Below are 22,317 nucleotides of genomic sequence, written 5' to 3'. Positions count from 1 at the left end.
GCGGTACGGCCGCCGCCTTCCCGACGGTGCCGAGTCCGTACGAACGGAGCGTACGGGCGGGGGGGGGGCCCCCCCCCCCCCCCCCCGGGCCCCCCCCCCGCCCCCCCCCCCCGCCCCCCCCCCCCCCGGGGGCGCGCGCCCGACATTATCGACGACGGCCTTCTGCCAGCACGCCGTCGGCGTGCTGGCAGCGGTCTCCAGCAGCGTCCGCGGGGCCAGCAAGTCGGCAGTAAGGATGCTGGAATGCCAGGAGGTGGTCGCCGGTGAATTCCGACGAGCTGGAATGGGCCTTGATGTAGGCCGAACGCCTGGTACTGGAGATTCAGACCAAAGAGGTCGTCTCACGTGGTGATTCTGCGCCCCTGACGCAAGATATGGACGGCCACCACCACCATCCACACCTCCAGGGCGAAAATTGCGATGCGCTCAGTTCCACCCATACCGAGGCCGAAATAATTGCCACTGAAATGCAGGAATGCCGCAACGAACGCAACGCCTCCAATGAGTAAGGTCGGCACCTGAAGGTGCTTGAGCGGACCACCACGGAAGGCCAAACCCGCAACAAGCAGGCCAATATTTCCTCCGCCCATGATGAGCAGGGCACCCAGGACATGCATGTCCAGGTCGACGTCAGCGGGCCAGAGTCCTGCCAGCGCATACCCGCAGGCACCGACGACGATCAAGCCCCGCGCTGCTTTCGACGCGACACCTTTTCCCCAGTAACGGGAGGTCAGGAAGGCCCCGGCGATGATGAGCAACGCCGCCACAATGGCCGACGTATTGAACAGGCCGTGCTGGGGTGAACAGATATAGCGGACTGGGGGATTGTCAACAGCATCAGAATTCTGGCAGAGCACATTACCCAGGTCGCTGATGTTGTTGTCCCGCAAGCTGTACGGAGTGTTCCAAGCCAGCTGGGCAACAATGTTACCCAGGGCGAAAATCGCCGCGCCAGCGATCCAGAAAATTGCCCCCATTCGGGGGGCGGTGAGCTGATGCGGCCGTGGACTAGTGAGCATGCAGGCCATCGAAGCAGTGACCGACGCGTCGGTCACTGCGGTTGACTACCCGATACTCGGTAGGGCTGGCCCCACCCTCCGGCAGGCATCGGACCGCAGTTCGTAGCCGGCGTCGCTCCGTCCTTCGGCTCTCATCTCACCGTCGCGGGCCGTACTTTTGCCAAGTGGCTTTAAGCCAGCGTGAAACGTTGATCTGAGCAGAGCCCTGTAAGCCACCTGTTACGTACACCGTCAGCAACGAGCGGTCGAAGCCCGTCAGCGACAGGGCCTGAACGGCCTTGTCCAGGACGGGCGGAGGGGTGCCGTTCAGTGCCCACGCGATCATGTGCGCGGTGTCCCGGGTCTGTACCCAGTCAGCAAGTGGGTGACGCTGAGCGTCGTCTGACGCCACCAGCGTTGCGCCAAGGATGTGATCCGCGTCCATGGCAGCGTCCAAAAGCCCGAGCAGGATCGGGTCCGTGCCCAATGCCGGTGTCGGCTTGAAGTCGCCGATGGGCGGACGGCTTCTCGTCCAAGTGAAATTCTTGGAGCGCCCAAGGCGAAAGGGAGTCGGCTCATGCGATGGACGGTTCATGGCGAGCGTCAGATTTACAGCAACCCTTGGGTCAACCTGTGGCTCGTGGATGTCCAGCAGCCGGACGGTCGGCGGTGGGAGCACCATGTGGTCCGGATGCGGCATCTCGCCGTTGCCGCCGTAGTGGATGAGCAGAGGCGGGTGCTGATGATGTGGCGCCACCGGTTCATCACGGATACGTGGGGCTGGGAACTGCCGATGGGTTTGATCGAGGCAGATGAGTCGCCCGAAGAGGCGGCGGCACGGGAGGTGGAGGAGGAGACCGGCTGGCGGGTGGAGTCCCTGAAATCTCTTGTGTACGCGCAGCCGGCGAACGGCATCACGGACTCGGAGCATCATGTCTTCCGCGCCGACGCCGCCACTTATACGGGCCCGCCGACGGAGCTGAACGAGACGGATCGCATCGAGTGGATCCCGCTCTCGGAGGTTCGCGGCATGATCGACCGTCGCGAAGTCGTCAGCAGCGGCAGCCTGGTCGGGCTGCTTTACCTCCTGCTGGACGAGGCCACCAGAACCGAGGGTTAACCGACCGCATCGCGCAGCCGCTGCTCGAACACAATCACCGGCGTCTCGCGCGCGGCTATCAGTCGGCCTTTGGTGAGAATAGGGCCGTGCCTACCAGAGGGAGCGGCCACGTTGTCGCGCACCAGCGGTTTGGGCGGCGCCGTGAGTCTTCAACTATGAGCAGCGGTACGGTGGACGGACAACTCTCCGGCGGGAGTACCGGCATGAACGTCTCTATCGGCGACCGCATCCGCAATCTGCGTGAGTTCCGCGACATCACGCAGGAAGAGCTCGCCCGGCGGGCCGGCGTCTCCGTCGACACTGTGCGGAAGCTGGAGCAGGGGGCACGGCAGTCCGCCCGTATCAACACTCTGCGCTCGCTCGCGCGCGCCCTGGATGTGCAACTTGAGCGCCTGGTAGGACAGCCCACCGTGACCCAGGAACTCTCCGACGACGGCGGGCTCATCGCCCTGCGGGACGCGATCCAGGACCCGGGCGTTCTGCCTGGTGTCCTGGCCGACGACGACCTGGAGGACCCGCCTGACCCTGCCGCGTGGACGCGCAGCGTGGAGGCCGCCACCGCAACCTACTGGGCGGGTGACTACTCCCAGCTCTCAGGCATGCTGCCGCTGCTCCTGCGTGACGGCCGCGCCACCGCGCGCGAATCCGGCACCGAACGGGTGTGGCGCCAGCTCGCCCTCGCATATCAACTCGCCGCGTCCCTCGCGACACAGGCCGGCCATCCGGACTGGGCGTTCGCCGCTGTGGAGAAGCAACTCGCCGCCGCGGCGAAAGCCAGCGACCCGCTGATGGAGGGCATGGCCGTGTCCACCCTGTCCTGGGTGCTGCTGCGGCAGGGCCGATGGGAGCAGGCGCAACAGGTCGCGGAGCGCAAGGCGGACGCCTTGGAACCGAGCATCCGCCGCGCCTCGGCAGCTCAACTCGCCGTGTACGGAAACCTGCTGATCGCCGCCGCGACGCCCGCCGCACGCAGCGATCAGCATGAGCACGCACAGTTTCTCCTCAACGTGGCGGAGTCCGCAGCCACGAGGTCCGGCCCCGTCCGCGCGTACGGCTCGGCGTTCTCGGTCGTGGACGTGCGGACGCAGCAGGTGAACGTGTCCTTGGCGGGCGAGGAGAGCCGACCGGCCGCAGCACTCACCGCTGCGGCCAGGGTCGACCTCGCGGGCATCACGCGGCCTGTGCACTCTGCCGCGCACCGGGTGGACGTGGCACAGGCCCGCTATCAGACTGGCGACAGCGAAGGCGCCCTGGACCTCTTGCTGGAAGTCGAGCGTGACCAACCGGAATGGATCAGGTTCCAGGCTGGTGCGTCGGCCACTGTGCGGGAGATGTTGGAGGCCGAGCGCCGACGCAACACCCCGCTGCGCGGCCTCGCAAGCCGCCTCGGCGTGGACCCCACCCTCTGAGACAGGTAGGACAACACGTCCTAGTTGACGCGCAATTGGCGATGCGGCTGGTGGCTTACGTCACTGGATTGTGATCGCGTGAGTACTTAGCGTGGTCTGCATGATGCGGCGTCGGCCTCACTTCGCCTGAGACCGGCCGGCGCCGCTCCCGTCGCAGCCCAGGGAGCATGCTCCCGGAGGGAATTCCCATGTCTCTTACGCCTCTGGCACTCCACGCTGCTGCCTTCCTCTCCCGGCGTTTACCGGCTCGTCCCGACACGATCCCGGCGGGTGGCGAGACGGCGACTTGGAGACAGCCGATGAGGAGTGCGCACGCGGCGATGTCGTTCGATGCCGATCCGAGGCACGTGGAGCGCGCGCGTCGGGTGACGGCGGCTGTGCTGGGGAAGGCCGGCGTTAGGGACCGGGAGGTGGTCGGGACGGTGCAGTTGCTGGTAAGTGAGATCGTGACGAACGCGATCGTCCACGGCAAGGCCAACTCGGTCTCGTTCCAGCTCACTTGTGACGGCGCCGGTGAGGTGCTGGTCGAGGTCGATGATCATTCGTGCGGCGCTCCGGAGGTGCGGGAGGCGGGTCCGGACGACGAGGGCGGACGGGGCATGCAACTTGTCACGTACTTCGCTCGCGACTGGGGACGCAAGGGGACTTGCACCTGGTGCACGGTTCCGGTCGGGCCGGTGATGGTCTGATGGCCCAACGTGATGGCCGGCCGGCGTTCGTGCTCGTTCCTCGCGGCTTCGTCGTCGCCGAGCACGTCCCGAAGACGGACACCGAACTGCTGCGACTTCTGCTGGAGTCCCTGCGCCGCCGGCAGCCGGCGGAGCCGGACGACCTGCCTTGAGCGCCGTGAAGAGTGCCTTCGCCAGGCTCGGAGCCATTCGCCGGGAACACCCCGTACTGGCCCATGTCTTCTACATCCACCTCAGTGTGACCGGACTCCTTCTGGTCCTGACCGCCGCCATCGCGGTACGGGGCTGAGCCCCTGTGCCGCCGCCCGCCCAGACACGCCACAGCCAACAAGGCCCTTCAGCCACGATCTCACCCCACGTACTCCCCGGAGATTCGATGAGCACATCCACCGATGACGCGTATCCGCACTACACAACATCCCTCCACGAGACCGTCGCCGCCCTGCGTACCGCGCTGCGCGAGCACGGTCTCGACGTACCCGAACTCACTGCGGAGCACGGCAAGATCGCGCTCGGCGACATCACCCTCACCACCGCTGACCGCCTCGCGCGCCTCCTCGGCGCACCCGCGCAGAAGGTCGAGCGGAGCCTGGAGGAGTGGCCGGAGGCCCAGCAGCTCATGCGCCGGCTCGGCGCCGCCTTCAAAGCAGCGACCGGCGGCGGGTTCCTCGACCTCTACTTCCACCACGACTGCGTCCGCTGCGACAGCGACGCCGCTCTGACGCTGAGCCTCATCGACTTGCCGGAAGCCCGACGCCTGCTTTCCTCCCTGTCGAGAAGGGCCTCTCCGTCCGGCCAAACGCGAGAGGCTACAGCGCACCCGCACCAACCGCACGCACGATGAGGAGCTTTCATGCCCGGCGTTCTGACGACCGATCACCCCGCCTGGATCGAGACGGCGGCCGGTGGCCGCGTACCAACGGAGGCTGCGGCCTCAATCGCCGACGCGATGCCCCACCCGTCGGTAACGTCAGCCGCCCCAACATCACCAAGCACCCCCCCAGGACCCATGAATCCGCACCCCGCACAACCCGTCATCGACACACACGTCTTCCTGCGCGACGGCGACAAACTCCTCTTCTCGCAGCGCGGCGGTCCGTACGGCCACGGCCGCTGGCACATGCCGTCCGGCAAGCTCGATCAGGGGGAATCCCTCAGCGCAGGGGCCGCGCGCGAACTGCTGGAGGAAACCGGCGTTCAGGTCGACCCCGCCCACCTGCGGCTGGTCCACGTCGTGCATCAGAGACAGAGCGAGACCGTCGAACGCATCGGATTCTTCTTCGAAGCAACCAACTGGACCGGGGACCCCGTCAACAGAGAACCCGCGAAGTGCCTCGCACTCCAGTGGTTCAGCGTCCACGAACTGCCCGAGGACATCATCGAGTACCCGAAGGAAGGACTTCTCGGATACCTGAAGGGCTCCGGCCCCCTGGCAGAGCACGGCTGGTAACACTCCGAGCGAACGGCCAGTCCCCCGGATTCGGTGACGTCGGGTCTCTGCGGGCCGTTCAGGAAGACATTCCGCGCGCGGCGGCCAGGAACTTCTCGATCAGCCCCACGTCCTTCACGCCCCTGCTGCTCTCCACCCCGCTCGATACGTCGACGCCCCACGGCCGCAGTGCCGTCACGGCGTCCACGACGTTGTCCGGCGAGAGACCGCCCGACAGCACCCACGACCCCGTCGGCCGTTCGGGCAGCGACTCCGGTGACCAGCGCTCGCCGGACCCCGGCCGGGGCGAGTCGATGATGAGCAGGTCCTCGCCGTACGCGCCGGCCGTCAGCGGGTCGCCCGACTCCGGCGAGGTGGCGCGGACGAGGCGGAATCCGTCGGCGCGCAGCGCGGCGAACGCCTCGGGCGGCTCGCCGCCGTGCAGCTGGACCGTGTCCGCGCCCGCCTCGGCCGCCGCCCGGCGCACCTCGTCCAGCGGCTCCCCGCGGAAGACCGCGACCTTGGCGACACCGGGCGGCACGAGCGCGGCCAGCGGGCGGGCCGCGGCGGGGGAGATCCGCCGGGGGCTGGTGGTGAGGATGAACCCGACGGCGGATGCCCCGCCGGCGACGGCGGCCTCGACCTCGTCGGGCTTCCGCAGACCGCAGACCTTGACGTACAAGTGGTGCAACAGGGGCTCCTCGCTCGATGGACTCGCCTCCGAGAGTACGAAGAAAGAGAGACGTACGTTGCCCGACACCGCCGCCCTGACCGCCGCCGGAGCCCCCTTCGAGGTCGTACGCGCCGAGAACGGCTCACTCATCTACGCCGACGGGCCGCGCACGCTGCGGGAGTTCGTGGAGACGACCTGGGCGTACGGGGACCGGCCCTTCCTCCTCGACGGCGACGGCGACGGCGCCTGCCTCCTTACGTACGGTGACTTCTTCGCCGCCGCGACCACCCTGGCCAACCGCTTCGTGGACACCTACGGCCTGCGGCCGGGCGACCGCGCCGCCGTCGTGATGGGCGACCGCCCCGACTGGCAGACCGCGTTCTGGGCCACGCAGCTCGCCGGGCTGGTGGCCGTACCGCTCGACGCGGCGTGGGCCGGGGACGAGCTGGTCGGGGTGCTGGACCACTGCGCGCCCCGCCTGCTGCTCGTGGACGGCGAGCGGCTGCCGGGTGTCTCGGGGTGGGCGGAGCGCGAGGGGGCGCGCGTCGTGGTTTTCGGTGGCGGGCGGGCGGCGGGAGAGGGGGCGCTCACCGAGCGGTACGAGGACCTGCCCGGCCCGGACCGTTACGCGGCCCCGCCCGACATCGAGATCCGGGCCGAGTCCGACGCCACCATCGTCTACGCCTCACCCGCGGCTCCCCTGCGGGGCGCCGTCGCCACCCAGCTCGCGCAGGCGGGCGCCGCGATGGACGCCCGCTACCGTGCCGCCGCCGGCGCGCTCGACCGCGGTGAGCTGCCGGGTCTGGGCGCGGCCCCCGTCAGGACGCTGACGTGTCCTTTCTCCGGCCCCGCCGCGCAGGCCGAGGTGTACGGCGCGATGGCGGCGGGCGGCGCGCTGGTCCTGGACGGGGAGGTGGGCCGACCGGCGGAGCCGCCGTTCGTCGCGACACCCACCGCCGAGTCACGCGTATCGCCGGAGACCGGCGAGCTGTGGCTGCGCGGCCAGTCCCTGCCGTACGCCTACTGGCGCGACGAGCGGGCCACGGCGGAGGCGTTCACCCCCGACGGCTGGGTCAGGACCGGCTGATCCGGACCCGGTAGCCGCCGTCCCCGCTCTTCTTCAGCACGGCGACGCTGACGCCGCTCTCCCGGTCCCGGAAGGTCTCACCGGGCCCGTACGGCGCGTCCGACAGCTCCGCGTGCACGTTGGGGCGCCGCGTGCACCCGCCGCTGCGTTCCTCGCTGTCGGAGACGGCCACCGGGCCGCGCCCCGTGTCGACGTCCGACTCGACGCGGTAGATCAGCACGCCGGGCTTGCAGACGGCCTCGTCGTTGCCCGCGCGGGTGCGGACCTCGACCGCGTAACCGGACTCCTCCGACAGCGGTACGAACGCGAGTTTGTGGCCGCCCTCGGTGGCCAGCGGGGTCAGGTCGTGCTCGCTCTCGCCGGTGCCCGACGCGCAGCTGACCTGATCGTTGTCGAGCCAGCCGAGCTTCCACTTGTGCCAGCCCAGCAGGTCGTTGTTGGCCCCCCAGTCCTCGGACATGATGTCCCAGTGCCCGACGGTGCCGCCGCCGTCCATCGTGTAGAGGTCGGGGAGGCCGAAGACATGGCCGTTCTCGTGCGGCAGGACGCGGTAGCCGGTGCGCCCGTACGACCCCGAGCCGTCGTCCTGTCTGCTGTAGACGAAGGACGTGTTGGAGAGCGGGACGCCGTCGGCCTTGGGGGCCTCACCGTTGCCGGAGAACGTCACGGACAGGACGGTGTCGAGCGCCGAGGGGCCGGCGTTGGGGGTGACGAGGATGTTGACCAGGTCGTACTCGCTGAAGTCGACTTCGGGGTCGGCGGCCTTCACGATGTCCTGGACGAGGCGCCGGTAGCCCGGTTCGTAAGGGGCGCCGCGCTCTATCCCGTAGTCGGCGAACGGCAGAGGCATCCGCAGCCAGTCCTTGAGGGGGGCCTCGGGCCGGTAGTCCAGCCGCCCGTAGGAGCTGGTGCGGAACCACGCCTGCGTCTGCGGGAAGAACTCACCGAGCCGGTCGGCGGCGCTGCCGGGACCCGGCGCGTCCGAGAAGTCGACCATCAGATTGAGCGCGCGGACCCGGCCGGTGGAGCGGGAGTAGCCCGCGGGGGTGGGCACGCCCTCGGACATCTGGACGCCGGCGGCGGCGGCGATACGGCACGGGCCGAGCGTCGCGTCGTGCGCCGTGGAGGCGGGTCCGGCGGAGGCCCGCGTCGGTAGGGGGAGGGTCGCGCTGGCGGTGGTGAGGGCGGCGAGGGCGAGAGCGGCGACGGCGGCGAGCGCGCCGATCCGGCCGGGCCGGGCATCACGGCCGTGACCTGCGGTTCCGCGTATCCGACGGGTGTGCTTCATCGGCCGCCTCCGGGTCAGGGGGCAGTCGTCCTGCTGACTGCTCTCCGTTCGATCACCCTGCGTCGGTCGGCGTGTCGGCGCTCGCTGGGTGCGGCCGATCGTGGGGTTTTCGGAGTTGGCGAGAAGCTGGTGACCCAGCTCACAGAGTCCGGTGAAATAACCGGGGACGACTTCCCCGTTTGCACCCGTGTCAAGGAAAGCGGGGACCCGGTCCCCGCTTCTGTGAAGCCGAGGGAAGGGCCCGACGTGACCACCGCCGCCGAATCCGCCACGCGTCGCATCCCGCGTCCGCGCGCGGACGCTCTGCGCAACAGGGAGCGCATCGCCGCGGCGGCCCGCGAAATCCTCGTGGAGTCGGGCCCCGACGTACCTCTCGACGAGATCGCTCGTCGCGCCGGTGTCGGCAACGCGACCCTCTACCGCCACTTCCCCGACCGCGCCGCGCTCATCCTGGAGGTGGTGCACACCGTGATGGCGCGCACCGCCGACAAGGCGGAGCGGCTCGCGGCCGAGGAGGCCGACGCGTTCGTGGCGCTCAGCCGCTTCGTCCACGCGGCGGCCGACGAGCGGATCGGCGCCGTGTGCCCGCTGCTCTCCGGCAGCTTCAACGGCGACCTCCCCCACCTGAAGCACCTGCACGCGGAACGCGAACGCCTCGAAGCGGCCGTGGAAGGCCTCATGGAGGCGGCGCGCGCGGCGGGCAGGCTGCGCACCGACGTCGCGGTCGGTGATCTGATGGTCGCTCTCTCCCAGCTCACCCGTCCGCTGCCCGGTACCGGCTGTCTGACCATCGACCGCTTCACGCACCGGCATCTACAGCTGTTCCTCGACGGCCTGGAGGCGCCCGCGCGCTCCGAGCTGCCAGGCGCGGCGGCGACTCTGGAGGACCTGCGGCACGGTCGATGACGACGTGTGACGCGCCCCCCGGACCAAGAACTTCTACTCACCACGCGGTAAACCGCCGCCGGCCATGACCGGGCCGGCCGGCTTCTTCCGAACCACTCACCCGTAACCCGCGCGTAGGGCCGACCCGTGCGTCCCCGCGTCCGTTATGAACTCTTCGTACGCATAGGCGGCCACCTCCATGTCAAAAACAGCCGAGACCCGGCTCCCCGACCCCAAGGTCCCCGATTCGGGCCCCGATCCCCAGCGCTGGAAAGCCCTGGTCTTCATCGCCCTGGCCCAGCTGATGGTCGTGCTCGACGCGACGATCGTGAATATCGCGCTGCCCTCCGCCCAGCAGGACCTGGGCATATCCGACGGCAACCGCCAGTGGGTCATCACGGCGTACGCGCTCGCCTTCGGCGGTCTGCTGCTGTTCGGCGGACGCATCGCCGACCTGTGGGGACGTAAGCGCACCTTCACCGTCGGCCTGCTCGGCTTCGCCGCCGCGTCCGCCGTCGGCGGCGCCGCGACCAGCGAGGCGATGCTGCTCGGCTCCCGTGCCCTCCAGGGCGCGTTCGGCGCCCTGCTCGCGCCCGCCGCGCTCTCCCTGCTCGCCGTGACGTTCGGCGATCCCAAGGAGCGCGCCAAGGCGTTCGGCATCTTCGGTGCGATCGCCGGTGGCGGTGGCGCGGTCGGTCTGATCCTCGGCGGATTCCTCACCGAGTACCTGGACTGGCGCTGGACCTTCTTCGTCAACATCCCGTTCGCGATCGTGGCCGCCGCAGGCGCCTACTTCGTGATCCGGGAGCCCGCGGGCGGCCGTAACCGCAACCCGCTCGACATCCCCGGTGTCTTCCTGTCCACGCTCGGCCTGGTGGCGCTGGTGTACGGCTTCACGCGCGCCGAGTCCGAGGGCTGGTCCGACCCGACGACCATCGCCATGTTCGTCGCCTCGGCCCTCCTGCTGGCCACGTTCGTCGCCGTCGAGGCACGGGTGAAGTCCCCGCTGCTGCCGCTGCGTGTGCTGATGGAGCGCAACCGGGGTGGTGTCTACCTCTCGCTGGGCCTGGCCGTCATCGGCATGTTCGGTCTGTTCCTCTTCCTGACCTACTACCTCCAGGTCGTGAAGGGCTACACGCCGGTCAGCACCGGCTTCGCCTTCCTGCCGATGATCGTCGGCATGATCACGGGCTCCACCCAGATCGGTGCCCGGCTGATGACCCGCGTGCCGCCGCGGCTGCTGATGGGCCCCGGCTTCCTGGTCGGCGCGACCGGCATGCTGCTGCTGACGCAGCTGGAGGTCGGCACCTCGTACCCCGGTCTGATCCTGCCGGCGCTGCTGCTGCTCGGTCTCGGCATGGGTACGGCCTTCATGCCGGCCATGTCCCTCGCGACGCACGGCATCGAGCCGCGTGACGCGGGCGTCGCCTCGGCGATGGTCAACACCTCGCAGCAGGTCGGCGGCGCCATCGGTACGGCGCTGCTGAACACCGTGGCCGCCTCCGCCACTACCGCGTACGTCGCGGCCAACGCGGCGGGCGCGAGCGACCCGAAGCTCCTGGAGCTTCAGGCGATGGTGCACGGCTACGCGAGCGCCATCTGGTGGGCGGTCGGCATCCTGGTGCTCGCCTCGGCGATCGCCTTCACCTTCATCAACACCGGCCGTCCGGGGAGCACCCAGGTGGCCAGGGGTGAGGGCGCCGATGCCTCGGCGGAGGACGCCCCGATCCCGGTGGCGATGCACTGAGCGCCCCCTCCCGTCACGCCGCTGCCCCGGTGCCGCTGTTCCTCAGCGGCACCGGGGCAGCCCTCTGCGTGGGCCAGTTGGGCGTCAGCGGCGCCAGGGCAGATCCGCGTCCGAGCCGTCCGGCTGAAGCCCCTCCGCCAGCACCCGCATGATCTCCCCGAGCTGGGTCACCTGCTCCGGGCCGAGCCGGTCGAAGATCGCCTGCCGTACGGCGGCGACATGGCCGGGCGCCGACCGCCTCAGCATCTCTTCGCCCTCGTCCGTCAGGATCGCGTTCTGTCCGCGCTTGTCGGAGGGGCAGTCCTCGCGGCGCACCCAGCCGCTCTTCTCCAGCCGGGCTATCGCGTGCGACAGCCGGGACCGGGTGATCTTGGCGTTCTTGGCCAGCTGGGTCATCCGCAGCCGGCGGTGCGGGGCACGGGCCAGGTGGACGAGCAGCGCGTAGTAGATGTGCGGCATCCCCGCGTCGCGCTGCAACTGGCGGTCGAGATGATCCTCCAGCAACGTGCTGGCCTGGAGGTACGCCTGCCAGACGCCCTGCTCCTCGGCGCTGAGCCAGCGTGGTTGCCCGTCGCTCTCCATGCTCCCCACTGTAAGCGCTCCTTGAAAGTTAAACTAGATCCGCGTAAGGTCGGCACCGGTAAGTGCTTTAAGGTTCAAGTATATCGATCGAACGCATCGATCGAACACCTCAAGGGGGTCCCGTGCCATGAACAGCACCGCGGAGCGTATGCCCGCCCTCTACCTCTCCCACGGCGCCCCGCCCCTCGCCGACGACCCGCTCTGGCCGGGACAGCTCGCCACGTGGTCCGCCGACCTGCCGCGCCCCCGGTCGATCCTGATCGTCTCAGCCCACTGGGAGGAGGCACCGCTCGCCCTCGGTGCCACCGAGACCCGGCCGCTCGTGTACGACTTCTGGGGCTTCCCCGAGCACTACTACCAGGTGCGGTACGCCGCCCCCGGCGCCCCCGCCCTCGCCGACTCCGTCGAGAAGCTGCTGCGCGGCCCCGGCACCCCGGTGCAGCGCGTCCCCGACCGCGGGCTCGACCACGGGGCGTACGTGCCGCTCGTCGAGATGTTCCCCGACGCCGGCATCCCCGTCCTCCAGATCTCCATGCCGACCCTCGACCCGCGCCAACTCCTCGAGATCGGCCGCAAGTTGGCCCCGCTGCGGGACGAGGGAGTCCTCGTCGTCGGCAGCGGCTTCTTCACGCACAACCTGGCCGCGCTGCGGCACGTCGGCCCCGGAGTGCCGGGCTGGTCCGCCGAGTTCGACGCCTGGGGCCGGGAGGCACTGCTCGCGCGGGACGTCGACGCGCTGCTCGACTTCGCCCACAAGTCCCCGGCCGGGCCGCTCGCCCATCCGCGTACCGAGCACTTCGCGCCACTTTTCGTCACGCTCGGCGCCGCCGAGGGCGAACTGGACACCGTACGCAACGTGATCGACGGTTTCTGGATGGGACTGGCCAAGCGGTCGGTGCAGTTCGGCTGACCTGCCCCGGCGTACGCCGCCAGTGGTCTGCCCAATGGCAGACGGGTTCAGATAGGCAACGGTTCGACATCCCCTGGCCTAGGGCACTTGACCGGGCAATCCGGCCTCCGTACGTTCCTGTGGTCTAGACATCCTGTGAGGGAGCGGCCATGCGGAAACATGTCATCGGTGCCTTTGTCGTCACCATGGCGCTCGGGCTCTCTGCCTGTGGCAGTGGGGACTCGGGCGGGGACGGCGGCGAAACGTCGGGCAAGGGCAAGACCCTGACCGTATGGATCATGGAGGGGACCAACCCGGACCCCAAGCCCTTCTTCAACGAGGTCGCGGCGGCCTTCAAGAAGAAGACGGGCGCCACGGTCAAGGTCGAGTACCAGCAGTGGGCCACCGCGCAGAAGAAGTTCACCACCGCGATCGAGGGCGGACCGAGCCAGGTCCCCGACGTCGCCGAGGTCGGCACCACCTGGATCCCGCAGTTCGCCGAGACCGGCGGCCTCGTCGACGTGACCGACAAGGTGAAGGACTCCGGGCTCAACGACGACCTGGTCGAGGGACTGGCCGACGCGGGCACGCTGGACGGCAAGCAGTACGGCATGCCCTGGTACGCCGGTGTCCGCGGCCTCCTCTACCGCAAGGACATCTTCGAGAAGCACAACCTCAAGGCCCCGACCACCTGGAAGGAACTGCGCGACACCGCGCTGGTCCTGAAGGAGAAGGAGCCGGGCATGATCCCCTTCCCGGTCGCGGGCGGCGCGGAGATGTTCGCGACCCCGTTCGTCTGGGGCGCCGGCGGTGAACTGGCCGTCGAGGAGGGCGGCAAGTGGAAGTCCGGCATCAACTCCCCGGAGTCGGTCAAGGGCATCACGTACTACACCGACCTCGCCAAGAAGGACAAGCTGTCCCCGGCGAAGGTCACCACCTGGACCGAGAAGGAGGTGGCGACCGACTTCCAGAAGGGGAAGATCGCCATGTCCCTCTCCGGCAACTGGACGCCCAAGGCCTTCGTCCAGGCGGCCCCCGACCTGGAGGGCAAGCTCGCGGCGGCGCCCATCCCCGGTGAGACCGGCGGCATGAGCAAGTCCTTCCTGGGCGGCTCGTACCTCTCCACCTTCAAGGGCGAGAACCAGGACCTGGCCTGGGAGTACGTCAAGATGGTCACCACCGGCGAGTTCGCCACCAAGTGGGCCGAGCAGACGAACTACTTCCCCGGTCAGAACTCCCTCCTCAAGGAGGTCCAGGCGAAGAACGACCCGCTCGTCGCGCCGTTCGCCAAGCAGATGACCGAGGCGGGCGCGACCGTGCCCAAGACCCCCGCGTACGGCCAGATCCAGGCCACGCAGGTCGTCACGAAGATGGTGCAGTCCATCCTCACCGGCAAGCAGACCGTGCAGGAGGCCGCGGACCAGGCCGCCGAGGAGATGGACAAGATCTTTGCCTCCTGAGTCAGTCATCGAAGACTCGGCGCACGACGACGGCGTGGCCGCGACGACCTCCCCTGTGAAGTCGTCGCGGCCACGCGGCCCGCGTACGAGCCCGACGCTGCGCCGCAAGCAGCTCGGCCGCACCACCCGCCCCTGGCTGCTGCTCCTGCCGTCGCTCGTGGTGCTGGCGGGGCTGCTGCTGTGGCCGCTGGTCAAGGTCGGCATCCTGTCCGTCCAGGACTACGAGGTGAAGTTCGGCGGCGGCGTCGGCGTCTTCACCGGCCTCGACCACTACAAGGACCTGCTCGGCGACAGCGCCCTGTGGCGCACCGTCCTGCCCAACACCGCGTTCTTCGCGGTCGCCTGCGTGGCCCTGACCGTCGCGCTCGGCACCCTCGCCGCCCTGCTGCTCCAGCGGCTCGGCACCACCTGGCGGGTCATCTGCTCCACCGCGATCATGGCGGCCTGGGCGATGCCCGCCGTCACCGGCACCTACGTCTGGGTGTGGCTGTTCTCGGCGGGCGACGGAATGATGAGCCAGCTCGCCGGCTCGCTCGGGCTCATCGACCCCGAGACCACGAACTGGTTCACCGAGCGGCTGTCCTTCTACGCCATCGCCACCCTCAACGTGGTGCACCACGGCTTCCCGTTCGTCGCCATCACCGTGCTCGCGGGGCTGCTGACCATCCCCAGGGAGCTGTACGAGGCCGGGATGATCGACGGTGCCAACGCCTGGCAGCGGTTCTGGAAGATCACCGTGCCCACCATCAAGCCGATCTTCCTGGTCGTCACCATCCTGTCGACCATCTGGGACTTCAAGGTCTTCACCCAGATCTATCTGATGCCGGGCGGCGCGGGCAGCAACGAAGAGGTCCTCAACCTGGGCGTGTGGTCCTACCAGCAGGCGTTCGCCCTGAACGACTACGGCGCGGGAGCGGCCACCGCCGTACTCCTCACCCTGCTCCTGCTGCTGATCACGATCGTCTACATCCGAACCCTCTTCAAGGAGAGTGACGAGCTGTGACCCGCACAACGACCGCCGGGCGGATCGGGCTCGCTGCCGCGGTGTTCGCGCTGCTGGTCTTCACGCTGTTCCCGGTGTACTGGATGGTCAGCACCGCGCTCGACCCGAACGCGATCACCCGAGGCGCCGACGTCCTGCCCAGCGGGATCAGCGGCGAGCACTTCAGCTATATCTTCGACCGGGGCAACTTCGGTCAGTTCCTCACCAATTCGATGATCGTCGGCCTCGGCACGATCCTGGTCTCCGGACTGCTGGCGCTGTTCGCCGCCGTGGCCGTCGCGCGCTTCCGGTTCCGGTTCCGCACCTCGGTGCTGATCATGGTGCTGATCGTGCAGATGGTGCCGCTGGAGGCGCTCGTCATCCCGCTCTTCCTCCAGATGCGGGACTACGAAATGCTCAACAGCCTCATCGGACTGACCGTCGTTTACATCGCGCTGTCGCTGCCCTTCGCGATCTGGACGCTGCGCGGCTTCGTCGCGACGGTGCCCAAGGAGGTCGAGGAGGCCGCCTATCTGGACGGCTGCTCGTGGCCGCGGATGTTCTGGTCCGTCCTGCTGCCGCTGGTCGCGCCGGGGCTCGTCGCCACCAGCGTGTTCGCGTTCATCACCGCGTGGAACGAGTTCGTCTTCGCGTACACCTTCATGAAGGACGGCTCCAAGTACACGGCGGCCGTGGGCCTGTTCCAGTTCTTCGGCGAGAACTCCACGTCCTGGGGCCCGGTCATGGCCGGCTCCACCCTCATCACCCTGCCGGTGCTGATCTTCTTCATCATCGTCCAGCGGCGGCTGGCCTCCGGACTGGCGGCCGGCGCGGTGAAGGGATGAGCCCCCAGGGGTCCGCCGACGAACCGCTGCGGCTGGTCAACTCCGTCCTGCTGCCCGGCTTCCACGGCACCGAGCCGCCCGCGTGGCTGCTCGACGCCGTCGACGCCGGGCTCGCGGGCGTCGTGTACTTCGCGCACAACGTGCCCGACCCGAAGACGGCCGCCGCGCTCTCGGCCACCCTGCACGCCCGCCGCGCCGACCTGATCGTCGCCAGCGACGAGGAGGGCGGCGACGTCACCCGCCTGGAGGCCGCGACCGGCTCCTCGTACCCCGGCAACGGCGCCCTGGGCGAGGTCGACGACACCGACGTCACCGAACGCGTCGCCCGCGCCATCGGCCACGACCTGCGCGCGGCGGGCATCGGCCTGAACCTCGCGCCCGACGTGGACGTCAACGCCGACCCGGACAACCCGGTGATCGGCATCCGGGCCTTCGGCTCGGACGCCGCCCTGGTGGCACGGCACTCCGCCGCGTACGTCACCGGCCTCCAGTCCGCGGGTGTCGCCGCCTGCGCCAAACACTTCCCCGGCCACGGCGACACGGCGGTCGACTCACACCTGCGGGTGCCCCAACTGGACGCCGATCTCGACCTGCTGCGACGGCGCGACCTGCGGCCGTTCACCGCCGCGATCGAGGCGGGCAGCCGCTGTCTGATGACCGGGCACATCAAGGCCCTCCCCTTCGGGGAGGCACCGGCCTCACTGAACCCCGAGGCCGCCCGGCTGGCCAGGGAGGAGCTGGGCTTCACCGGCGCCATCGTCACGGACGCGCTCGACATGGGCGCCGTCCTCGCCGAACCGGGCTTCGGCCCGGCCTGCGTCCAGGCCGTCCTCGGCGGCGCCGACCTGCTGTGCCTGGGGAACCCGTCGAGCGCGGAGGCCGCCGAGAGCGCGTACCGGGCCGCGCGCGACGCGCTCCTCGACGCGGTGGCCCGCGGCGTACTGCCCACGGACCGGCTCATCGACGCCGGCCGCCGGGCCCGCGAGCTGGCCGAGTGGATCCGTAGGGCCCGCGCCACGCCGCCGCCTCCCAAGGAGGACACGCTGCCACTCGCCGTGGCGCGTACCGCACTGCGGGTACGCGGGAACGTGGCGCTCAGCTCGCCGCCGTACGTGATCGACCTGCGACAGCGCGTCAACCACGCCTCCGGCAGCCGCGCGCCGCATCTGAACCAGCTGCTCGCCGAGGCCATGCCCGGCCTGACCGCCACCGGCGTACCGCCCGAAGGCCCGACCGCCGCCCGCGCGGACACCGCGCTCGGGGACTCCGACGGCCGCCCCGTGGTCGTCATCGCCCGAGAACCGCACCGGGACGCGGCGGAGACCGCGCTGCTGCGCGAACTCGTCGCCCGCCGCCCGGACGCGGTCGTCGTCCTCACCGGCTGGCCGCACGCCGTGGACGCGCTGGCGGCCAACACGGTGGTGACGTACGGATCGGCCCGCGTCAACGCGCTGGCGGCCGTGGAACGCCTGCTGGGCGGCACCCCGCACGGGAGCTAGCAGCCCTCAGGCCTCGTTCAGCTTCTTCTCGTACCAGGCGACGTCCCAGTACCTGCCGAATTTGCGGCCGACCTCGCCGTACGTACCGATGTGCCGGAAGCCGAAGCGCTCGTGCAGCCGCTCAGAGCCTGCATTCGGCTGGGCGATGCCCGCGTACGCGCGGTGCACGTCCTCGCCCTCCAGGGCCTTGAACAGCTCCTCGTAAAGAAGAGTGCCGATTCCCCGGCCCGCCGCCTCGGGCACGCAGTACACCGTGACCTCCACGGATGTGGAGTACGCCGGCTTCGGTCGGAACGGGCTGCTGGTCGCGTAACCGAGAATGAGGTCAGAACGGACATCCTGAGCAACCTTTAGGCGGTGCGGGCCGTCTTCCCGGTAGGAGCGCAGCCAGGGACGGCGCTGCTCGGGAGTGAAGGTGGCGGTGTCGAATGTGATGGGGGTCTCAAGGATGTAGTGGTTGTAAATATCCGTGAGGGCCGCCAAGTCGTCCTCGGTCCCGCTTCTGACCTGCACTTCTGCCCAGCTTCGCGCCATTAGTCCCTCCTCGGTGCCGGGACAGGGTACTGCATGATCACAAAACCGGTGCGCGCCTTGGGAATTCTGTCCGGATTCCAGTCGTTGTTCCAGGCGGATGCAGGGCACCCGGAAGGGTGTCGCGACCGACTCAGTAAGGGAGCTCGCATGGCAACCCGTGCCGTCGCCCGCCGTACCGCCACCGGCGGTTCGAAAGCGGCAAGCAGTGTTCGCGCCGTAGGCGGCGAGATCGCCGACCGCGACCTGGTCGGCATGTACCTCGACGAGATCGCACGGACGCCCCTGCTCGACGCCGCCAAGGAGGTCGAGCTGTCGCAGACCATCGAAGCGGGTGTGTACGCGCAGCAGATTCTCGACGGAGGCGTGGAGAGCGAGGGCGCCGGCGCCCAGCGCGAGGAGCTGGAAGCCCTCGTCGCCGCCGGTGAGCGCGCGAAGGACATCTTCATACGCTCCAACCTCCGACTCGTCGTCGCCGTGGCCCGGCGCTACCCGCGCAGTGGACTGCCCCTGCTCGACCTCATCCAGGAAGGCAACGCCGGCCTGGTGCGCGCGGTCGAGAAGTTCGACTATGCCAAGGGATTCAAGTTCTCCACCTACGCGACCTGGTGGATCCGCCAGGCCATCACGCGGTCCATCGCGGACCAGTCGCGCACGATCAGGCTGCCCGTCCACCTCGTGGAGGAGCTCGGCCGTATCCGCAGGGTGCAGCGCGAGTTCAACCGTGAGCACGGGCGCGACCCGGAGCCCGCCGAGGTCGCCGCGGAGCTGGGCTCCAACGCCGCGCGTGTCACCGACGTCCTGGACTGGGCCCGTGACCCGGTCAGTCTGAACATGTCGGTGGACGACGACGGCGACACCCAGTTCGGCGACCTGCTGGAGGACACCTCGGCGATCTCGCCCGAGCAGTCCGTCCTCACGCTGCTGCGCAGCGAGGAGCTGGAAGAGCTGATCGGCAGGCTCGACCACCGCACGGCCTCCATCATCAAGATGCGGTACGGCATCGAGGACGGCCGGGAGCGGACGCTCACCGAGGTGGGCAAGCAGCACGGCCTGACCCGTGAGCGGATCAGGCAGATCGAGAAGCACGCCCTTCTCGAACTGAAGAAGATGGCGCACGACGTGGGCTTCGACGCCGCGGCGTGACAAGAGGGATCCCCCTGAACGGAGTCCCGGTACCAACCCCCCCGGTGCCGGGACTCCTCACGTACGCGCCGCACGCGTCAGCCGGCCCCCCAGCTCATGGATGTGATCGACCAGTGCGGTCGGCCGGCGGACCGTGAACTCGCAGTCCACCAGCGCCAGTCGGAGCGCCAGCCACTCCAGCGAGTCGGCCGCCTCGGTCCGCAGCCGGCAGCTGTCGGGACCGGTCGGCTCCGGCACACCGAGCGAGCCCGGCAGCCGCGCCACCACGAACTCCGCGGGCGCCGCGAAGCTCACGTCCAGCTCCACCCGCGGCTGCGCCCGTGACATCGAGCTGGTCAGGAACTTCGCCGCGTCACCCGTCGGCAGCTCGCGCGCCGCGAAGCGGGCCCCGGTCGCGAACGGCTCGCTGACCCGGTCGAGGCGGAACGTACGCCAGTCGGTGCGCCCCAGGTCGTACGCGACGAGATACCAGCGCCGGGCCGTCGACACCAGGCGGTACGGCTCGACCTGCCGCTTGGTCTGCGTGCCGTCCCCGGCGCGGTAGCCGAACCGCAGCCGCTCCGTACCGGTGATCGCGGCGGCGATGACCGTCAGCGTCCGCGGGTCCACACTCGCGGCGTCCCCGTGCATGAGCAGCGGCACCGTCGCGGCCTGGAGCGTGGTGACCCGGTGCCGCAGCCGCGACGGCAGCACCTGCTCCAGCTTCGCCAACGCCCGTACGGACGCCTCCTCGACGCCCTCGATGGCATGCCCCGCACCGGCCCGCAGCCCCACCGCGATGGCCACGGCCTCGTCGTCGTCCAGCAGCAGCGGCGGCATGGCGGCGCCCGCGACCAGCCGGTACCCGCCGACCGCGCCTCTGCTGGCCTCGACCGGATAGCCGAGATCGCGCAGCCGGTCGATGTCCCGGCGGATCGTCCGCCCGCTGACATCCAGACGCTCGGCCAGCTCGCTGCCGGGCCACTCGCGCGGGGTCTGGAGAAGTGACAGCAGCTTCAGGAGTCGTGCCGGAGTGTCCGTCATGCATGCCAGGGTGCCAGCGATCTAGGACATAATCTGGCCTACACGATGACTAGCTTCCTCGCATGAGTTCTCCAGTCGCCGTACCTCAGACAACCCTCGCCCCTTCGGGGCCCGCCGACCGCCGGCGCTGGCTCGCGCTGGCCGTGGTCATGACCGCCGCCTTCATGGACCTGGTCGACGTCACCATCGTCAACATCGCGATCCCCAGCATCGAGCGGGACCTGTCGGCGACCTTCGGCTCCATCCAGTGGATCACCGCCGGATACGCGCTGGCTTTCGCAGCCGGACTGATCACGGGCGGCAGGCTCGGCGACATCTACGGCCGCAAGCGCCTCTTCCTCCTGGGCATCACCGGCTTCACCCTCGCCTCCGCGCTCTGCGGCTTCGCGGTGAACCCCGACATGCTCGTCGCGTCCCGCCTTCTCCAGGGCGCGATGGCCGCGCTGATGGTGCCTCAGGTGCTCGCGATCATCCACGTCACCTTCCCGGCGCACGAACGCGGCAAGGTCTTCGGCATGTTCGGCGCGATCGTCGGCCTCGGCGCCGTTTCGGGACCACTGCTCGGCGCGCTGCTCACCCAGTGGAACCTCTTCGGCCTCGAATGGCGCCCGATCTTCCTGATCAACCTGCCCGTCGGCATCGCCGGTGTGCTCCTGGGCCGCAAGTTCATCACCGAGTCCAAGGCCCCGAAGGCCCTGCGGCTGGACGTGATCGGCGTCGTCCTGGTGACCGGTGCGCTGCTGATGCTGATCTACCCGCTGACCCGGGGCCGCGAGCTGGGCTGGCCGCTCTGGGGGCACCTGTGCATGGCCGGCAGCGCGCTGGTGTTCGTGGCGTTCGTGGCGTACGAGAGGGTGAAGACCCGCAAGGACGGGTCGCCGCTGGTGGAACTGTCCCTGTTCAAGGTCAAGAGCTTCGCCGCGGGCATCGCCGTCCAGCTCACCTTCGGGATCAGCCTCGGCATCTTCTTCCTGGTCTGGACGCTGTACATGCAGATCGGGCTGGGCTGGAGCCCGCTGCACGCGGGCCTGACCGGGCTGCCGTTCTCGCTCGCCGTGTCGACCGCCGCGGGGCTCTCCGTACAGAAGCTGGTCCCGCGCTTCGGCCGCAAGGTCCTGCAGGCCGGCGCGCTGACGATGGCGGCGGGCGTGCTGCTCTACCTCTGGGAGGCCGGGCGGTACGGGGCGGACATCAGCACCTGGCAGATGGTGCCGCCGCTGGTCGTGATGGGCCTGGGGATGGGGCTGATCGTGGCGCCCCTGACGGACGCGGTGCTGTCGGACGTGCCGCGCGAGCACTCGGGTTCGGCGTCGGGCCTGATCAACACGGTGCAGCAGATGGGCAACGCGCTGGGTCTCGGGCTGGTGTCGGTGGTCTTCTTCGGCGTGGTCGACGACCGCCCGTCGACGACACCGGCCGCGGTGACGGCGGCGTTCACGGACGGGTTCCAGAACGCGCTGGGGTGGGTGGGGGTGGTGCTGCTGGGCATCTTCCTGCTGATGTTCGCGCTCCCGAAGCACCGCGCGGTCGCCCCTGCGGAGGCCCAGGCACCGGACCCGGAGAAGGTCCTGGTCGGCTGACCGTGCGCGTGCGGCGCGCTGGGTGGGTTGCGGTGGTTGCCGGGTGCCGCTCCGGGGTCATGCCCGGACGGCATGATTTACGGCGCGTGCAGGGCTCGTTGGCCCCGAGGGGACCGGCATTCCCACGCGCCACACATCAGCCTGAGCGTCCCCCTTCCTCCGCGCGGCCGGGTTCGGGGGCGGGGTGCCCGCGGTACGCCACCGGCCCGCCCACCCACCCGACCGGGACGGGTGTCGTGGCCATGCGGCCGAGTTTCGGGGCGGGGTGACCCTTCGGGCGAAGCGGGGCCGGTCATCCGCCGGGTGTGAACAGCGTCACGTGGCGGTGTGAGGGGGGCGGGGTCGTAGGAGGGGTGTGTTCGGACACTCAGGCTGATTTGTGGCGCGTGAACAAGAAGGCCTCAGCGGATCCAACGAACCCTGCACGCGCCGTAAATCATGCCGTCCGGACATAC

General features: G+C 69.5%; 24 protein-coding genes. 17 read left to right on the top strand and 7 right to left on the bottom strand.

Features of this window, described 5'->3' with window-relative positions; all coding sequences use genetic code 11:
* Positions 1 to 341: 341 nt before the first annotated feature.
* On the bottom strand, positions 342 to 1,055 hold the full coding sequence (locus ACIBLA_RS37070; RefSeq protein WP_363242197.1) for a DUF998 domain-containing protein: 714 nt from the start codon (positions 1,053 to 1,055) through the stop codon (positions 342 to 344).
* A 100-nt stretch (positions 1,056 to 1,155) separates the two neighbouring features.
* The gene (locus ACIBLA_RS37065) at positions 1,156 to 1,593 is read right to left on the bottom strand and encodes a hypothetical protein (RefSeq protein WP_363242230.1); all 438 of its coding nucleotides are present in this window, start codon (positions 1,591 to 1,593) and stop codon (positions 1,156 to 1,158) included.
* Here ACIBLA_RS37065 and ACIBLA_RS37060 point away from each other — a divergent pair.
* The 7 genes from ACIBLA_RS37060 (at position 1,576) to ACIBLA_RS37030 (ending at position 5,666) form a co-directional block, all read left to right on the top strand.
* Positions 1,576 to 2,118: an NUDIX domain-containing protein gene (locus tag ACIBLA_RS37060; protein ID WP_363242196.1), complete on the top strand. Its 543-nt coding sequence runs from the start codon at positions 1,576 to 1,578 to the stop codon at positions 2,116 to 2,118. The genes ACIBLA_RS37065 and ACIBLA_RS37060 overlap by 18 nt on opposite strands.
* Before the next feature lie 203 nt (positions 2,119 to 2,321).
* Complete coding sequence (locus ACIBLA_RS37055) at positions 2,322 to 3,527, top strand: helix-turn-helix transcriptional regulator (RefSeq protein ID WP_363242195.1); 1,206 nt, start codon at positions 2,322 to 2,324, stop codon at positions 3,525 to 3,527.
* 299 nt (positions 3,528 to 3,826) lie between these two features.
* Entirely contained in the window at positions 3,827 to 4,216 is a 390-nt protein-coding gene (locus ACIBLA_RS37050; protein WP_363242194.1) for an ATP-binding protein, read from the top strand.
* Positions 4,216 to 4,368, top strand: a complete 153-nt coding sequence (locus ACIBLA_RS37045) for a hypothetical protein (RefSeq protein WP_363242193.1) — start codon at positions 4,216 to 4,218, stop codon at positions 4,366 to 4,368. The genes ACIBLA_RS37050 and ACIBLA_RS37045 overlap by 1 nt, the downstream gene beginning before the upstream one ends.
* Positions 4,365 to 4,505 carry a hypothetical protein gene (locus ACIBLA_RS37040; RefSeq protein WP_363242192.1) on the top strand — a complete coding sequence of 47 codons (141 nt, stop codon included), beginning with the start codon at positions 4,365 to 4,367 and terminating at the stop codon, positions 4,503 to 4,505. The genes ACIBLA_RS37045 and ACIBLA_RS37040 overlap by 4 nt, the downstream gene beginning before the upstream one ends.
* Before the next feature lie 87 nt (positions 4,506 to 4,592).
* Entirely contained in the window at positions 4,593 to 5,060 is a 468-nt protein-coding gene (locus tag ACIBLA_RS37035; protein ID WP_363242191.1) for a hypothetical protein, read from the top strand.
* A 165-nt stretch (positions 5,061 to 5,225) separates the two neighbouring features.
* Entirely contained in the window at positions 5,226 to 5,666 is a 441-nt protein-coding gene (locus tag ACIBLA_RS37030; protein ID WP_399201103.1) for an NUDIX domain-containing protein, read from the top strand.
* Positions 5,667 to 5,724: 58 nt separating this feature from the next.
* On the opposite strand, the gene ACIBLA_RS37025 is transcribed toward ACIBLA_RS37030, so the two are convergent.
* The gene (locus ACIBLA_RS37025) at positions 5,725 to 6,336 is read right to left on the bottom strand and encodes a phosphoribosylanthranilate isomerase (RefSeq protein ID WP_399201102.1); all 612 of its coding nucleotides are present in this window, start codon (positions 6,334 to 6,336) and stop codon (positions 5,725 to 5,727) included.
* A 58-nt stretch (positions 6,337 to 6,394) separates the two neighbouring features.
* Here ACIBLA_RS37025 and ACIBLA_RS37020 point away from each other — a divergent pair, with 58 nt between their 5' ends.
* Entirely contained in the window at positions 6,395 to 7,405 is a 1,011-nt protein-coding gene (locus tag ACIBLA_RS37020; protein WP_399201101.1) for an AMP-binding protein, read from the top strand.
* On the opposite strand, the gene ACIBLA_RS37015 is transcribed toward ACIBLA_RS37020, so the two are convergent.
* A complete protein-coding gene (locus tag ACIBLA_RS37015; RefSeq protein WP_363242187.1) occupies positions 7,392 to 8,693 on the bottom strand; it encodes a M6 family metalloprotease domain-containing protein in 1,302 nt (433 codons plus the stop codon). The genes ACIBLA_RS37020 and ACIBLA_RS37015 overlap by 14 nt on opposite strands.
* A 246-nt stretch (positions 8,694 to 8,939) precedes the next feature.
* Between ACIBLA_RS37015 and ACIBLA_RS37010 the strand changes: the two genes are divergently transcribed.
* The gene (locus tag ACIBLA_RS37010) at positions 8,940 to 9,599 is read left to right on the top strand and encodes a helix-turn-helix domain-containing protein (protein WP_363242186.1); all 660 of its coding nucleotides are present in this window, start codon (positions 8,940 to 8,942) and stop codon (positions 9,597 to 9,599) included.
* A 178-nt stretch (positions 9,600 to 9,777) separates the two neighbouring features.
* A complete protein-coding gene (locus tag ACIBLA_RS37005; protein ID WP_399201100.1) occupies positions 9,778 to 11,325 on the top strand; it encodes an MFS transporter in 1,548 nt (515 codons plus the stop codon).
* An 84-nt stretch (positions 11,326 to 11,409) separates the two neighbouring features.
* Here the strand turns inward: ACIBLA_RS37005 and ACIBLA_RS37000 are convergent, their stop codons facing one another.
* Positions 11,410 to 11,907: a MarR family transcriptional regulator gene (locus tag ACIBLA_RS37000; protein WP_363242184.1), complete on the bottom strand. Its 498-nt coding sequence runs from the start codon at positions 11,905 to 11,907 to the stop codon at positions 11,410 to 11,412.
* 127 nt (positions 11,908 to 12,034) lie between these two features.
* On the opposite strand from ACIBLA_RS37000, the gene ACIBLA_RS36995 reads away from it, so the two are divergent.
* From ACIBLA_RS36995 to ACIBLA_RS36975, 5 genes are all read left to right on the top strand, one after another.
* Positions 12,035 to 12,817, top strand: coding sequence for a dioxygenase (locus ACIBLA_RS36995; RefSeq protein ID WP_399201099.1), 783 nt, complete (start codon positions 12,035 to 12,037; stop codon positions 12,815 to 12,817).
* Positions 12,818 to 12,966: 149 nt separating this feature from the next.
* Positions 12,967 to 14,256, top strand: a complete 1,290-nt coding sequence (locus tag ACIBLA_RS36990; RefSeq protein ID WP_363242182.1) for a sugar ABC transporter substrate-binding protein — start codon at positions 12,967 to 12,969, stop codon at positions 14,254 to 14,256.
* A gap of 55 nt (positions 14,257 to 14,311) precedes the next feature.
* Entirely contained in the window at positions 14,312 to 15,259 is a 948-nt protein-coding gene (locus ACIBLA_RS36985) for a sugar ABC transporter permease (RefSeq protein ID WP_363242228.1), read from the top strand.
* Positions 15,256 to 16,083: a carbohydrate ABC transporter permease gene (locus ACIBLA_RS36980; RefSeq protein ID WP_363242181.1), complete on the top strand. Its 828-nt coding sequence runs from the start codon at positions 15,256 to 15,258 to the stop codon at positions 16,081 to 16,083. The genes ACIBLA_RS36985 and ACIBLA_RS36980 overlap by 4 nt, the downstream gene beginning before the upstream one ends.
* Positions 16,080 to 17,582, top strand: a complete 1,503-nt coding sequence (locus ACIBLA_RS36975) for a glycoside hydrolase family 3 N-terminal domain-containing protein (RefSeq protein WP_399201098.1) — start codon at positions 16,080 to 16,082, stop codon at positions 17,580 to 17,582. Before ACIBLA_RS36980 ends, ACIBLA_RS36975 begins: the two co-directional genes overlap by 4 nt.
* 6 nt (positions 17,583 to 17,588) lie before the next feature.
* On the opposite strand, the gene ACIBLA_RS36970 is transcribed toward ACIBLA_RS36975, so the two are convergent.
* Positions 17,589 to 18,116, bottom strand: a complete 528-nt coding sequence (locus ACIBLA_RS36970; RefSeq protein ID WP_363242179.1) for an N-acetyltransferase family protein — start codon at positions 18,114 to 18,116, stop codon at positions 17,589 to 17,591.
* A gap of 147 nt (positions 18,117 to 18,263) precedes the next feature.
* On the opposite strand from ACIBLA_RS36970, the gene ACIBLA_RS36965 reads away from it, so the two are divergent.
* On the top strand, positions 18,264 to 19,259 hold the full coding sequence (locus ACIBLA_RS36965; RefSeq protein WP_363242178.1) for a sigma-70 family RNA polymerase sigma factor: 996 nt from the start codon (positions 18,264 to 18,266) through the stop codon (positions 19,257 to 19,259).
* A 57-nt stretch (positions 19,260 to 19,316) separates the two neighbouring features.
* On the opposite strand, the gene ACIBLA_RS36960 is transcribed toward ACIBLA_RS36965, so the two are convergent.
* Positions 19,317 to 20,282: a helix-turn-helix transcriptional regulator gene (locus tag ACIBLA_RS36960; protein ID WP_399201097.1), complete on the bottom strand. Its 966-nt coding sequence runs from the start codon at positions 20,280 to 20,282 to the stop codon at positions 19,317 to 19,319.
* A 62-nt stretch (positions 20,283 to 20,344) separates the two neighbouring features.
* Here ACIBLA_RS36960 and ACIBLA_RS36955 point away from each other — a divergent pair, with 62 nt between their 5' ends.
* Positions 20,345 to 21,862, top strand: coding sequence for an MFS transporter (locus tag ACIBLA_RS36955; protein WP_399201096.1), 1,518 nt, complete (start codon positions 20,345 to 20,347; stop codon positions 21,860 to 21,862).
* Positions 21,863 to 22,317 lie beyond the last annotated feature (455 nt).

Source organism: Streptomyces sp. NPDC050433, from assembly GCF_044458565.1.
Classification (GTDB): Bacteria; Actinomycetota; Actinomycetes; order Streptomycetales; family Streptomycetaceae; genus Streptomyces.
Note: the sequence above shows the minus strand (reverse complement) of the source record. Positions and strands in the feature narration are given on the sequence as shown.

Coding starts and splice junctions, on each gene's coding strand:
- ACIBLA_RS37060 (WP_363242196.1), top strand. CDS start 1,576: ATGCGATGGACGGTTCATGGCGAGCGTCAGATTTACAGCAACCCTTGG.
- ACIBLA_RS37065 (WP_363242230.1), bottom strand. CDS start 1,593: ATGAACCGTCCATCGCATGAGCCGACTCCCTTTCGCCTTGGGCGCTCC.
- ACIBLA_RS37055 (WP_363242195.1), top strand. CDS start 2,322: ATGAACGTCTCTATCGGCGACCGCATCCGCAATCTGCGTGAGTTCCGC.
- ACIBLA_RS37050 (WP_363242194.1), top strand. CDS start 3,827: ATGAGGAGTGCGCACGCGGCGATGTCGTTCGATGCCGATCCGAGGCAC.
- ACIBLA_RS37045 (WP_363242193.1), top strand. CDS start 4,216: ATGGCCCAACGTGATGGCCGGCCGGCGTTCGTGCTCGTTCCTCGCGGC.
- ACIBLA_RS37035 (WP_363242191.1), top strand. CDS start 4,593: ATGAGCACATCCACCGATGACGCGTATCCGCACTACACAACATCCCTC.
- ACIBLA_RS37030 (WP_399201103.1), top strand. CDS start 5,226: ATGAATCCGCACCCCGCACAACCCGTCATCGACACACACGTCTTCCTG.
- ACIBLA_RS37015 (WP_363242187.1), bottom strand. CDS start 8,693: ATGAAGCACACCCGTCGGATACGCGGAACCGCAGGTCACGGCCGTGAT.
- ACIBLA_RS37005 (WP_399201100.1), top strand. CDS start 9,778: ATGTCAAAAACAGCCGAGACCCGGCTCCCCGACCCCAAGGTCCCCGAT.
- ACIBLA_RS37000 (WP_363242184.1), bottom strand. CDS start 11,907: ATGGAGAGCGACGGGCAACCACGCTGGCTCAGCGCCGAGGAGCAGGGC.
- ACIBLA_RS36995 (WP_399201099.1), top strand. CDS start 12,035: ATGAACAGCACCGCGGAGCGTATGCCCGCCCTCTACCTCTCCCACGGC.
- ACIBLA_RS36990 (WP_363242182.1), top strand. CDS start 12,967: ATGCGGAAACATGTCATCGGTGCCTTTGTCGTCACCATGGCGCTCGGG.
- ACIBLA_RS36975 (WP_399201098.1), top strand. CDS start 16,080: ATGAGCCCCCAGGGGTCCGCCGACGAACCGCTGCGGCTGGTCAACTCC.
- ACIBLA_RS36970 (WP_363242179.1), bottom strand. CDS start 18,116: ATGGCGCGAAGCTGGGCAGAAGTGCAGGTCAGAAGCGGGACCGAGGAC.
- ACIBLA_RS36965 (WP_363242178.1), top strand. CDS start 18,264: ATGGCAACCCGTGCCGTCGCCCGCCGTACCGCCACCGGCGGTTCGAAA.
- ACIBLA_RS36960 (WP_399201097.1), bottom strand. CDS start 20,282: ATGACGGACACTCCGGCACGACTCCTGAAGCTGCTGTCACTTCTCCAG.
- ACIBLA_RS36955 (WP_399201096.1), top strand. CDS start 20,345: ATGAGTTCTCCAGTCGCCGTACCTCAGACAACCCTCGCCCCTTCGGGG.